Genomic DNA, 12,175 nt, shown 5'->3' on the forward strand with positions numbered 1-12,175 from the left:
ACCTTCACCCCAAAATATCCTGTCAGCAAGATTTCCTCACAGCATCGCATTCCTTGCGGTCGGTGAAATAATTGCAGACATCGCGGCTGGTACCGCCATTTCCAAAATCCGGAGCCCACTATGAGCAACACTCAACAACGCATCGACGACCTGGTCAAGAACAACGACATCCTGCTGTTCATGAAGGGCAACGCCAGCTTCCCCCAGTGCGGCTTCTCCGGCCGTGCCATCCAGATCCTCAAGGCCTGCGGCGTGGATGCCAAGTCCATCGCCACCGTGAACGTGCTGGAAGACCAGGAAATCCGCCAGGGCATCAAGGACTACAGCCAGTGGCCCACGATCCCCCAGCTCTACATCAAGGGCGAATTCATCGGTGGCTCGGACATCATGATGGAGATGTACGAATCGGGCGAGCTGCAGCAAGTGCTGGCCGCCAAGTAAGCCCAACCCCGTCTGCAAGCCACCGGCACCCCGGTGGCTTTTTTCATGCCGCCCCCCAAACCTGTTCCCCCTCACCACTGCTGCATCCATATCGATGGCAGTGCCCTGCCCAACCCCGGCCCCATGAGCCTGGGCGTGTTGCTGCAGCTGCCCGATGGCAGCCGCCATACGCTATCGCAGGATCTGCACCGCAGCGGCTGCAACAACGAAGCCGAGCTGCGCGCGCTGATGGCCGCCCTGAAGCTGGCACGCGATCTCGGCACGCTCAGCCTGACCGTGCGCACCGACTCCCAGGTGTTGCTGGAGCAGCTCGGCCCGCCCACGGCCAAGCCGGCGCGGCCCATCGCCCGGCTCAACCATCTGTTCGAGGCCGCCCGCGCACAGATGCAGGACTTTGACGAGCTGGTGCTGCAATGGGTGCCCAGACACCGCAATACCGAGGCCGATGCGCTGGCACGCATGGCCCGTTCGCCTGCCGCGCTTCAGCCCTGAAGCCAGTACAGCTGCCTGCCACAGGCTTTATGTGGTCGAATAGAGACTCCTTGATAACCGGCCGCAGGCACTGCCAGGTGCCGCAGCAGCCCTGCCTATGAGTGTGTCCCAAAGCCTTGCGGTGATTGTTCTGCTGATTCTGCTCAGCGCCTTTTTCTCTGTGGCGGAGATTTCTCTGGCCGCCTCGCGCCGCCTGCGCCTGCGCCAGATGGCCGACGACGGCAACGAGGGAGCCGAGCATGCGCTGCGCGTACAGGAGCAGCCGGGCGAATATTTCACCGTGGTGCAAGTGGGACAGAATGCCGTCGCCATCCTTGGCGGCATCGTCGGCGAGGGGGCCTTCAGCCCCGCACTGACCGAGTTCTTCTCTATCTGGTTCTCGCCCAGCCTCTCGGCGACGCTCGGCTTCCTGCTCTCGTTTTTCATAGTCACCTCGGCCTTCATCCTGCTGGCCGACCTGCTGCCGCGCCGCATCAGCATGAACGAGCCCGAGCGCTATGTGGTGCGCGTGCTCGCCCCCATGCGCTGGTTTGTGGTGATCTTCAAGCCCATCATCTGGTTCTACAACCTAGCGACCGACACCTTGTTTCGCCTGCTGGGCCTGCCCGCGACGCGCGACGAGCGCATCACCAGCGACGACATCCTGGCCATGACCGAAGCAGGCACCAAGGCCGGCGTGCTGGCCGCCCGCGAGCAACAGGTGATTGCCAATGTCTTCGAGCTGGACTCGCGCACCGTGGCCTCTGCCATGACCCAGCGCGACAGCGTGGCCTTCTTCTACCGCGACGACAGCGACGCCATCATCCGCGCCCGCATTGCCGAGGAGCCCTTTTCCACCTACCCGGTCTGCGACGGCGATATCGACCATGTGATCGGCTATGTGGACGCCAAGGACCTGTTCCAGCGCGCGCTCAACAACCAGCCGCTGTCGCTCAGCGACGACAGCCTGATCCGCAAGGTGCTCATCGTGCCCGACCGCCTGACGCTGGCCGAGGTGCTGGAGCAGTTCCGCATGGTGCACGAGGACTTTGCCGTTATCGTCAACGAATACAGCCTGGTCGTGGGTGTGGTGACGCTCAACGACGTGATGAGCACGGTGATGGGCGATCTGGTCGGCCCGGCCGACGAGGAGCAGATCATCCGCCGCGACGAGCATTCCTGGCTGATCGACGGCATCACGCCCATCGAGGACGTGATGCGCGTGCTGCATCTGGACGATATGCCGCATGACGACGAGTACGAAACGCTGGCCGGCTTTCTCATGGTCATGCTGCGCCGCGTGCCGCGCCGCACCGATACCGTCACCTGGGGCGGCTTCAAGTTCGAGGTGCTGGACGTGGACAGCTATCGCATCGACCAGGTCATGGTGACCCATCTGCCCGAGCCCGCGGCCGAATCTGCCGCACCTTCGGCGGCCGCAGCGGCCAAGGTGCAGGGCAGCGCTGCCCAGTCCCAGGCTGGCAAGAGCAGCCACTCCTGAATCAGTAGCTTCTTGCGTTTATCCTGAAAGGACTTCAGGTTCTTTTCTTGCTGAAACCAATAAAAAGAGAGCGCCAGGCGCTCTCTTTTTTTCTGTATATCGTCACGGCATCAGACCGGCTGCGGCTCTTCCACCAGCCAGCGCCGCTGGGCGCCGAACACGGCATTCGGATACTGGGGCTGGCCCCGGCTGCCGTTGTAGCGGCCCAGTGCCATGTAGGCATCGCCTTTTTCGCGGTCCATGTAGTGGCGCAGGATCACGCAGCCAAAGCGCAGATTGGTCTGCATGTGGAACAGCTTGCCGATATCGCCGTCACCGATCAGCCGCATCCAGAACGGCATGATCTGCATATAGCCACGCGCGCCCACGCTGGAGATGGCGTATTTGCGATAGCCGCTCTCCACCTGTATCAGGCCCATGACCATGGACACATCGAGGCCCGCGCGCTTGGACTCGTACCAGACGGTCTGCAGGAATTCGCGCCGCGCCTGCAGGTCGGGCTTGCGCTTGGCCAGCTTGTCGCTGCTGGCCACCAGCCAGCGCAGATAGCTCATGCGCGCCGCTGTGGAGGCGAACTCCAGCTCGGGCGGCGCGCCCGAGCCCGCCACGGCCGCGCTGAGCGCCGTACGCACGGAGTCGGCCAGCGGCTCTTCGAGCTGCCCGCCGGCCCAGGCCGCCTGCGGCCACAGCCAGCCGGCTGCCGGAGCGGCCAACGCAGCGGCAGTCCTCAGGCAGTGGCGTCGGCTCAGCAGGGTTTCGGGCATGGAAACAGCAGCTTACAGGCCCAGGCGGCTCTTGAGGTGAGCCAGCACCTCATTCGTCGCCAGCTTTGTGGCTTCCGTGTCACGGCGCTGCTGGTACTCGACCACGCCTTCCTTCAGGCCTCGGTCGCCCAGCACCACGCGGTGGGGCACGCCAATCAGCTCCCAGTCGGCCAGCATGGCACCGGGGCGCTCGTCGCGGTCGTCCAATATCACGTCCACGCCCAGTGCCAGCAGCTCGCCGTAGAGCTTCTCGGCCTCGGTCTTCACGGCCTCGCTGCGACCCATGCCGATGGGGCAGATCACCACGGTGAACGGTGCAATCGCATCGGGCCAGATCATGCCGCGCTCGTCGTGGTTCTGCTCCACGGCAGCGGCGGGCAGGCGGGTCACGCCAATGCCGTAGCAGCCCATCTCGAAGTGCTGGGGCTTGCCGTTGTCGCCGAGGAAAGTGGCTTCCATGGCCTTGGAGTACTTGGTGCCCAGATAGAACACATGACCGATCTCGATGCCGCGCTCGATCGCCAGCTCGCCCGCGCCGTCGGGCGAACGGTCGCCAGCCACCACATTGCGCAGATCCGCCACCACGGCGGGCTCGGGCAGGTCGCGGCCGAAGTTCACGCCGGTGATGTGGAAGTCTTCCTCGTTGGCACCGCAGACCCAGTCGGCCATCACGGCCACATCGCGGTCCACCACGATGTTCACGGGCTTCTTGAGACCGATGGGGCCCAGATAGCCGGGCTTGGCACCGAAGTGCTCCTCGATCTCGCCCACGGTCGCGAAACGGAAGCCCGCCAGGCCCTCGACCTTGCCGACCTTGATCTCGTTCATCTCGTGATCGCCGCGCAGCAGCAGCAGCCACACTTGCGACTTGACGATCAGACCCTTGTCGTCGAGCTCGTCCGTGGCCAGCACCAGCGACTTCACGGTCTGCGCCAGAGGCAGACCCAGCTGCTCGGCTACGGCTTCGCAGGTGCTGTTGCCGGGCGTGGCGACCTTTTGCATGGCCTGGGCGGCGGCAGGACGGGCCTGGGTGGGCGCCAGGCTCTCGGCCTTCTCGATATTGGCCGCGTAGTCGCTGTTCGGGCAGTAGACGATGGCGTCCTCACCCGTGGAAGCGATGACCTGGAACTCCTCGCTCAGATCGCCACCGATGGCGCCCGAGTCGGCACGCACGGCGCGGTACTGCAGGCCGAAGCGGTCGAAGATGCGCTTATAGGCTTCGCGCATGGTCTGGTAGCTGATCTGGGCCGCATCGCGATCCTTGTCGAAGGAATAGGCGTCCTTCATGATGAACTCGCGACCGCGCATCAGGCCGAAGCGCGGACGGCGCTCGTCGCGGAACTTGGTCTGGATCTGGTAGAGGTTCTTGGGCAGTTGCTTGTAGCTCTTGAACTCCTGGCGCGCGATATCGGTGACCACCTCTTCGGACGTGGGCTGGATCACGAAATCACGACCATGACGATCCTGGATGCGCAGCAGCTCGGGGCCCATCTTCTCGAAACGGCCGGTTTCCTGCCACAGCTCGGCAGGCTGGACCACGGGCATGGTGGTTTCGATGGCGCCGGCGCGGTTCATTTCCTCGCGCACGATGGCCTCGACCTTGCGGATCACGCGCAGGCCCATGGGCATGTAGTTGTAAATGCCAGCACCCAGCTTTTTGATCATGCCAGCCCGCATCATGAGCTTGTGGCTGACCACTTCGGCGTCGGCCGGAGCTTCTTTCAGGGTGGAGATGAGAAATTGGGAGGCTTTCATGGAACTGGCAATTCAGTGGAAATAGGCATGGCCCGCTTGTCGATCACAAGGGGCCATGCATAATGAACACAATTCAAAAATTTGGGGTTTGATTATGCTTGACCGGGACGGATTTCGCCCGAACGTCGGCATCATCCTGCTCAACCAAAGAAACCAGGTGTTCTGGGGAAAACGCATTCGCACCCACAGCTGGCAGTTTCCGCAAGGTGGCATTGATCGGGGTGAGACACCCGAGCAAGCCATGTTCCGCGAGCTGCACGAGGAAGTGGGGCTGAAGCCCAATCACGTTCGCGTGGTTGCCCGCACCAGGGACTGGTTGCGCTACGAGGTGCCAGACAGGTACATCCGCCGCGACGCGCGCGGGCATTACAAAGGCCAGAAGCAGATATGGTTTTTGCTTCAACTGGTCGGGCATGACTGGGACTTGAACCTGCGTGCCACCGACCACCCTGAGTTCGATGCCTGGCGCTGGAATGACTACTGGGTTCCTCTGGATGTGGTGGTCGAATTCAAACGCGGCGTCTATGAAATGGCGCTGACCGAGCTGGCGCGCTTTCTGCCGCGCGGCGAGCAGCAGCGCAATCGCTATCTGCGCAGCGGCATGCGGCCACGCGATCAGGAAGCAGGCCAGACCACTGGCGGCACTCCCCATCCTGGGCAGCACCATCAGGTCATGTACCCTGCCCGCACAGGGAGCTTTCGCATCAACCCCGGCATAGAGCTGCCGCCCGGTGCCAGTTTTGACCCGGACCCGCAGACCGGCATAGACAATCCGCCAGATCACAAGCCTCTGCAATGAACAAAGCCGTAATGCCTCACAGCATTACGGCTTTTTTGTCGGCGGCCTGGGCTCAGTGTCCTGCCACCACCATATTGTCGCGGTGCATTATTTCGGGACCAGCCGAGTAGCCCAGCAGCGACTCAATCTCCGAGGAGCTCTTGCGGCACAGCAGCCGCGCCTCGGCGCTGGCATAGCTGGCCAGACCACGAGCGATCTCGACACCGTTCTCATCACGGACGGCAATCACTTCGCCGCGCGAGAAATCACCCTCCACGGTGATCATGCCTATGGGCAGCAGGCTCTTGCCTTCATCACGCAGCTTGGAGACGGCACCCGCATCCACGGTCACCGAACCACGCAGCTGCAGATGGTCGGCAATCCACTGCTTGCGCGCCTGCATCTTGTGCGTGTTGGCAACCAGCAGCGTGCCTATGGACTCGCCACGCGTCAGACGCAGCAGCACGTCTTTCTCACGTCCCCAGGCGATCACGGTGGAAGCACCGGAGCCCGCCGCACGCTTGGCCGCCAGGATCTTGGTGATCATGCCACCCGTACCGATGGACAGGCCTGCTCCGCCGGCCATGGCTTCGAGCTCGGGGTTGCCGGCTTCGGCCACGTCGATGAACCTGGCATCGGGGTTCTTGCGCGGATCGGCGCTGTAGAGACCGCGCTGGTCGGTCAGGATGACCAGTGCATCGGCCTCGACCAAGTTGGCCACCAGCGCGCCCAGGGTGTCGTTGTCGCCGAAGCGGATCTCGTCGATCACCACCGTGTCGTTCTCGTTGATGACGGGCACCACGCCCAGTTGCAGCAGCGTCAGCAGCGTGGTCCGGGCGTTCAGATAGCGCTCGCGATCGGCCAGATCCGCATGGGTCAGCAGCACCTGGGCGCTGGGCACACCTTCGCCGCGCAGCTTGGTCTCGTACATCTGGGCCAGGCCCATCTGGCCGACGGCAGCAGCGGCCTGCAACTCATGCACCTCGGTCGGACGCGTGGCCCAGCCCAGGCGCTTCATGCCTTCGGCAATGGCACCGCTGGAGACCATGATGACTTCGCGCTTGACGCCGTCTTCACCATTCACCAATGCCGCCAGCTGGCGGCTCCACTCTTCAATGGCGGCCTCATCCAGACCACGACCTTCATTCGTGACCAGGCTGGAGCCGACTTTGACGACGATGCGACGGGCATCACGCAGCACGTTGGAAGACATGAGAATTTACAGTGTTTTAAGCCTCTGGCGCTTATGGATAAAGCGCAATAAGCTATTAAATTCAAAGCAAAACAGCGCACCAAGTGCGCTGCTGGGTTATACCCTCTAGCTTATTCCGGATCGTAAGAAGCAAAACGCGGATCGGTCATATCCAGACCAGAATCCTCACCTCCCGCAAAGCGAGGATCGATCTCCTTGGGTGCCTGCTCGGCGAGTTGCTGGTTATGCACATGCTCGAAGATCTTGCGGATCAGCGGCTCGCAGCCTTCACGGGTCAGCGCCGAGATCTCGAAGACCGGGCCCTTCCACTTGAAGCGCTTGACGAAGTCCTTGACCTTGGCAGCACGCTCTTCCTCGGGAACCATGTCCAGCTTGTTGAGCACCAGCCAGCGCGGCTTGTCGTAGAGCTCGGCGTCGTACTTCTTGAGCTCGGCCACGATGGCCCTGGCCTGCTCGACCGGGTCCACGCCCTCGTCGAACGGTGCAATGTCCACGATATGCAGCAACAGACGCGTGCGCTGCAGATGGCGCAGGAACTGGTGGCCCAGGCCCGCACCTTCGGAAGCTCCTTCGATCAGACCGGGGATGTCGGCCACAACAAAGCTCTGCTCGGCGGCCACGCGCACCACGCCCAGATTGGGATGCAAGGTGGTGAAGGGATAGTCTGCAATCTTGGGACGGGCGTTGGAGACGGCCGTGATGAAAGTGGACTTGCCCGCATTGGGCATGCCCAGCAGGCCCACATCGGCCAGCACCTTGAGCTCCAGCTTGAGGTTGCGGCGCTCGCCGGGATAGCCGGGAGTCTTCTGGCGCGGCGCTCGGTTGATGGCGCTCTTGAAGCGCAGATTGCCGAAACCGCCGTCACCGCCCTTGGCGATGGTGATGACCTGGCCGGGCTCCAGCAGCTCGAACAGCACTTCGCCGGTATCCGCATCGCTGATGATGGTGCCCACAGGCATGTTCAGCGTGATGTCGTCACCGGCTGCACCAAACATGTCGGAGCCCATGCCGTGCTGGCCGCGCTTGGCCTCGTGGCGGCGCGAATAGCGGTAATCCACCAGCGTGTTCAGGTTCACATCGGCCACGGCATACACATGACCGCCACGGCCGCCGTCGCCACCGTCGGGGCCGCCAAATTCCTTGTATTTCTCGTGCCGAAAAGACACGCAGCCATTGCCGCCGTCACCAGCTGCAATGTCGATAAAAGCTTCGTCAACGAACTTCATGAGGCATCCAGTCTACAAAATCAGTGTGCACCAGAAGCTCCGGGCCACACTTGAGTGCTCTATTACCATGCCCCATCTGCCAGAAATCTGCTGCCTGGAGCCTTTTCAAACAACAAAGCCCCGACAAGTCGGGGCTTTGTTGGAGTCACAGACGACTTATGCAGCCGTGATGTTGACTGTTTGCTTGGACAGAGCGCCCTTCACACCAAACGACACGTGGCCGTCAACCAGTGCAAACAGGGTGTGATCCTTGCCCACGCCAACGTTCTCACCGGGGTGGAACTTGGTGCCGCGCTGACGCACGATGATGGAACCAGCTGTCACCAGCTCGCCACCAAAGGCCTTCACGCCCAGCATTTTTGGCTTGGAATCACGTCCGTTACGCGTAGAGCCGCCGCCTTTTTTCTGTGCCATGACTTAGCTCCTAAAATTAAGCAGCGATTGCCACGATTTGCAGTTCGGTGAACTGCTGACGATGGCCTTGGCGCTTTTGATAGTGCTTACGACGGCGCATCTTGAAGATGTGCACCTTGTCGTGCTTGCCGTGAGCAACCACAGTTGCCTTTACAGATGCACCGGACACCAGGGGGGCACCAACCTTGATTTCAGCGCCGTTGCCGACGGCCAAAACTTGGTCGATCACGATTTCCTGGCCTACGTCCGCAGCAATCTGTTCTACCTTGATCTTTTCGCCAGCTGCAACGCGATACTGCTTGCCGCCGGTTTTTATGACTGCGTACATTGAAAACCTCTAAAGTCTGAGAGTTCCATGAAATGATTTCCACGGAGCCGGCAATTCTAGCACGCATGCATTTTTTCTGCTGGCATACCCCTAGGAAGCGATTCAGGATCTCCGGTGGCCGCGCGGAATGGGATGCCAGGCGCAGGTGCGCGGCAAGGCTTGCTCCTTGCAAGCGACCGCAATGCCACAGACTGCCCGCAAAGCCTCTGTTCACTTGAACGGGCTCTGAGGACACCACGCAAAACCCTGTTGCATCTTCCTATAATCGTGAGTCCACTTGGCGGTTCATCACCTTGACTACAGAAATTTCCACATCCAATCCGCTTGCCTTGATCGCAGATGACATGCGCGAAGTGGATATCGTCATTGCTCAGCGACTGACAACCAGCGTCCCCCTTATCGCACAGATCTCCCAATACATCATTGCCGCGGGCGGCAAGCGCCTGCGCCCGGCCCTGCTGCTGCTGATCGCCGGCGCCCTTGGACATCAGGGCAAGAACAAATACATTCTGGCCGCCGTGGTGGAGCTGATTCACACCGCGACCTTGCTGCACGACGATGTGGTGGACGAATCCACGCTGCGTCGTGGCAGGGCCACGGCCAACGAGACCTTTGGCAACCCTGCCAGTGTTCTGGTCGGAGACTTTCTGCACACCCGCTCCTTCCAGATGATGGTGGAAGTGGGCAGCATGCGCGTGCTGCAAATCCTGTCCGACGCCACCAACGTGATCGCAGAAGGCGAAGTCCAGCAGCTCATCAACACCCATGATGCTTCGCTGAATGAAGCCGGCTATCTGCACGTCATCCGCTCCAAGACCGCCCAGCTCTTCGAGGCCAGCGCACAGCTGGCAGCCGTACTGGCCGGTGCCACGCCTGAAGTGGAGCAGGCCTGTGCCGCCTATGGCCAGGCACTTGGAACGGCATTCCAGATCATTGACGATGTGCTGGACTACACCGGCAACACTCAGGAAATGGGCAAGAACCTGGGCGATGACCTGCGCGAAGGCAAATGCACCCTGCCACTGATCGCCGCCATGCAGCGCGGCAGCGCCGAGCAGGCCGCCATCGTGCGCAACGCCATCGAACAAGGCTCTACGGATCAACTGGATGCCGTGGTGGAAATCGTGCGCAGCACCGGTGCCCTGGACGTCGCCCGAGCCGCCGCGCACGCGGAAGCCCAGCGCGCCATTGATGCACTGGCCTCGCTGCCAAGCAATGCATACACCGCAAGTTTGCTACAATTGGCCTCTCAGCTTTTGGAGCGCCGCACCTGAATCGCCAGGTGCACCACGGTGTTCGACAAACAAAGCCTGCGGGGTGTAGCTTAGCCTGGTAGAGCGCTACGTTCGGGACGTAGAGGCCGGAGGTTCGAATCCTCTCACCCCGACCAATCTCATTTTTGTCGCAGTTTCTTGCGCCATGTTCAATGACGCGGCATTGACGCATGCATGCGCGCCTGGCGACCTGCCGTTTGCCACAACAAGAATGGTAGGATAGATCCTCTACTCCCCTCCCAGACCTGGATACATGGCTGCTGCCGACACTCTGCAAAAGAACACTCCTGCGCCCATTGCCATCCCAGGTTTAGGCAGGGCCCTGATTTCTGCAGGAAAGGTTTCGCAGCAAGCCGCCGAGAACGCAGCCAAGAAAGCCGCCACAGGCAAGACCCCGTTCATCACCGAGCTCAGCCAGTCTGGTGAAATCAGCGCACTGGAAATTGCCGAAACCATTTCCATGATGTTCAGCACTCCGCTGCTGGACCTCAACGCCATCGACGCCCAGCAACTTCCGCGCGAGCTGCTGGACCCGAAAATCAGCAACGCCTATCGCGTGCTGGCACTCAGCAAGCGCGGCAATCGGCTCACCATCGCCACGGCAGACCCTACTCAGCAGGAAGCAGCCGAGCAGATCAAGTTCACGACTCAGTTACTGGTGGACTGGGTGGTTGTCGAGGCCGACAAGCTGCAAAAGCTCGTCGAGCAGACCGGCAAGAGCGTCAGCGAATCCCTGGACTCCTATTCCAGCTCAGGGGACTTCGACTTTGACGACGTCAAGATCGAGGATGCCCCCGAGGAAAAAGACAATGCCGTCGGCGCCGAGGTCGAGGATGCGCCGGTCGTCAAGTTTCTGCACAAGATGCTGCTGGACGCCTTCAATATGCGCGCGTCCGACTTGCACTTCGAGCCCTACGAACACAATTACCGCGTGCGCTTTCGCATCGACGGCGAACTGCGCGAGATTGCCTCTCCTCCTATCGCGATCAAGGACAAGCTGGCTTCGCGCATCAAGGTGATCTCGCGCCTGGACATCTCGGAGAAACGCGTTCCGCAAGACGGCCGCATGAAGCTCAAGGTCGGCCCCGATCGCGTCATCGACTTTCGTGTCAGCACCTTGCCCACGCTGTTTGGCGAAAAGATCGTGATCCGTATTCTGGACCCGAGCTCGGCCAAGATGGGCATCGATGCCCTCGGCTACGAGCCCGAGGAGAAAGAGCGCCTGCTCAAGGCCATCAACCGCCCCTACGGCATGATTCTGGTCACCGGCCCCACGGGCTCGGGCAAGACCGTGTCGCTGTACACCTGCCTGAACCTGCTCAACCAGCCGGGCGTGAACATTGCCACCGCCGAAGACCCTTCCGAAATCAACATGCCCGGCGTCAACCAGGTAAATGTGAACGAAAAGGCCGGCCTGACCTTTGCTGCTGCGCTCAAGTCCTTTCTGCGCCAGGATCCGGACATCATCATGGTCGGCGAAATCCGCGACCTGGAAACCGCCGACATCTCGATCAAGGCTGCCCAGACCGGGCACCTGGTGCTGTCCACGCTGCACACCAATGACGCTCCGACCACGCTGACGCGCATGCGCAATATGGGCATCGCCCCTTTCAATATTGCCTCCAGCGTGATTCTGATCACCGCCCAGCGTCTGGCGCGACGCCTGTGCGCGCAGTGCAAGGAACCCGCCGACATACCGCACGACGCCCTGATCGATGCCGGCTACGACGAAGCCGAACTCGACGGCAGCTGGGTCAGCTACAAGCCTGTCGGCTGCCCTGCCTGCAACAACGGCTACAAGGGACGTGTCGGTATTTATCAGGTGATGCCCATCAGCGAAGAGATTCAGCGCATCATCCTGCGTGACGGCAGCGCCCTGGAGATTGCCGCACAGGCCAAGGCCGAAGGAGTACGCTCTCTGCGCGGCTCGGGCCTGCATAAAGTCAAGCTGGGTCTGACCTCACTCGAAGAAGTGCTGGCGGTCACCAACGAATAAAACCAGTATCAGTG

The 12,175-nt window shown here is 61.4% G+C and carries 12 protein-coding genes and 1 tRNA gene; 7 read left to right on the forward strand and 6 right to left on the reverse strand.

Annotated features, from left to right (window positions below; translation table 11 throughout):
- The first annotated feature begins 120 nt into the window (after positions 1-120).
- The 3 genes from grxD to ACWGXF_RS02215 all read left to right on the forward strand — a co-directional run bounded on the left by grxD (position 121) and on the right by ACWGXF_RS02215 (position 2,413).
- Complete coding sequence (grxD, locus tag ACWGXF_RS02205; protein WP_003058519.1) at positions 121-441, forward strand: Grx4 family monothiol glutaredoxin; 321 nt, start codon at positions 121-123, stop codon at positions 439-441.
- Between the two features lie 33 nt (positions 442-474).
- A complete protein-coding gene (locus ACWGXF_RS02210; protein ID WP_452101662.1) occupies positions 475-933 on the forward strand; it encodes a ribonuclease HI family protein in 459 nt (152 codons plus the stop codon).
- A gap of 97 nt (positions 934-1,030) precedes the next feature.
- Positions 1,031-2,413 carry a hemolysin family protein gene (locus ACWGXF_RS02215; protein ID WP_012837109.1) on the forward strand — a complete coding sequence of 461 codons (1,383 nt, stop codon included), beginning with the start codon at positions 1,031-1,033 and terminating at the stop codon, positions 2,411-2,413.
- Between the two features lie 110 nt (positions 2,414-2,523).
- Here the strand turns inward: ACWGXF_RS02215 and ACWGXF_RS02220 are convergent, their stop codons facing one another.
- Together ACWGXF_RS02220 and ACWGXF_RS02225 are read right to left on the reverse strand one after the other, a co-directional pair.
- Complete coding sequence (locus tag ACWGXF_RS02220; protein ID WP_012837108.1) at positions 2,524-3,177, reverse strand: lytic transglycosylase domain-containing protein; 654 nt, start codon at positions 3,175-3,177, stop codon at positions 2,524-2,526.
- Between the two features lie 12 nt (positions 3,178-3,189).
- Positions 3,190-4,932 (reverse strand): proline--tRNA ligase, encoded by a 1,743-nt coding sequence (locus ACWGXF_RS02225; protein WP_057091559.1) that lies wholly within the window; start codon positions 4,930-4,932, stop codon positions 3,190-3,192.
- 94 nt (positions 4,933-5,026) lie between these two features.
- Between ACWGXF_RS02225 and ACWGXF_RS02230 the strand changes: the two genes are divergently transcribed.
- The gene (locus ACWGXF_RS02230) at positions 5,027-5,731 is read left to right on the forward strand and encodes an RNA pyrophosphohydrolase (protein ID WP_034357533.1); all 705 of its coding nucleotides are present in this window, start codon (positions 5,027-5,029) and stop codon (positions 5,729-5,731) included.
- Positions 5,732-5,783: 52 nt separating this feature from the next.
- On the opposite strand, the gene proB is transcribed toward ACWGXF_RS02230, so the two are convergent.
- The 4 genes from proB to rplU form a co-directional block, all read right to left on the reverse strand.
- The gene (gene proB / locus ACWGXF_RS02235; RefSeq protein WP_012837105.1) at positions 5,784-6,923 is read right to left on the reverse strand and encodes a glutamate 5-kinase; all 1,140 of its coding nucleotides are present in this window, start codon (positions 6,921-6,923) and stop codon (positions 5,784-5,786) included.
- Between the two features lie 110 nt (positions 6,924-7,033).
- A complete protein-coding gene (gene cgtA / locus ACWGXF_RS02240) occupies positions 7,034-8,149 on the reverse strand; it encodes an Obg family GTPase CgtA (protein ID WP_039049615.1) in 1,116 nt (371 codons plus the stop codon).
- A gap of 156 nt (positions 8,150-8,305) precedes the next feature.
- The gene (rpmA, locus tag ACWGXF_RS02245) at positions 8,306-8,563 is read right to left on the reverse strand and encodes a 50S ribosomal protein L27 (RefSeq protein WP_003058534.1); all 258 of its coding nucleotides are present in this window, start codon (positions 8,561-8,563) and stop codon (positions 8,306-8,308) included.
- A gap of 16 nt (positions 8,564-8,579) precedes the next feature.
- A complete protein-coding gene (rplU, locus tag ACWGXF_RS02250; protein WP_003058536.1) occupies positions 8,580-8,891 on the reverse strand; it encodes a 50S ribosomal protein L21 in 312 nt (103 codons plus the stop codon).
- Between the two features lie 344 nt (positions 8,892-9,235).
- On the opposite strand from rplU, the gene ACWGXF_RS02255 reads away from it, so the two are divergent.
- The 3 genes from ACWGXF_RS02255 to pilB all read left to right on the forward strand — a co-directional run bounded on the left by ACWGXF_RS02255 (position 9,236) and on the right by pilB (position 12,161).
- Positions 9,236-10,165 (forward strand): polyprenyl synthetase family protein, encoded by a 930-nt coding sequence (locus ACWGXF_RS02255; protein ID WP_003062198.1) that lies wholly within the window; start codon positions 9,236-9,238, stop codon positions 10,163-10,165.
- A gap of 39 nt (positions 10,166-10,204) precedes the next feature.
- Positions 10,205-10,281: transfer RNA gene (locus ACWGXF_RS02260), tRNA-Pro, on the forward strand.
- Positions 10,282-10,418: 137 nt separating this feature from the next.
- On the forward strand, positions 10,419-12,161 hold the full coding sequence (pilB, locus tag ACWGXF_RS02265) for a type IV-A pilus assembly ATPase PilB (RefSeq protein ID WP_039049614.1): 1,743 nt from the start codon (positions 10,419-10,421) through the stop codon (positions 12,159-12,161).
- Positions 12,162-12,175: the final 14 nt, after the last annotated feature.

This window comes from Comamonas sp. HJ-2, assembly GCF_053615495.1.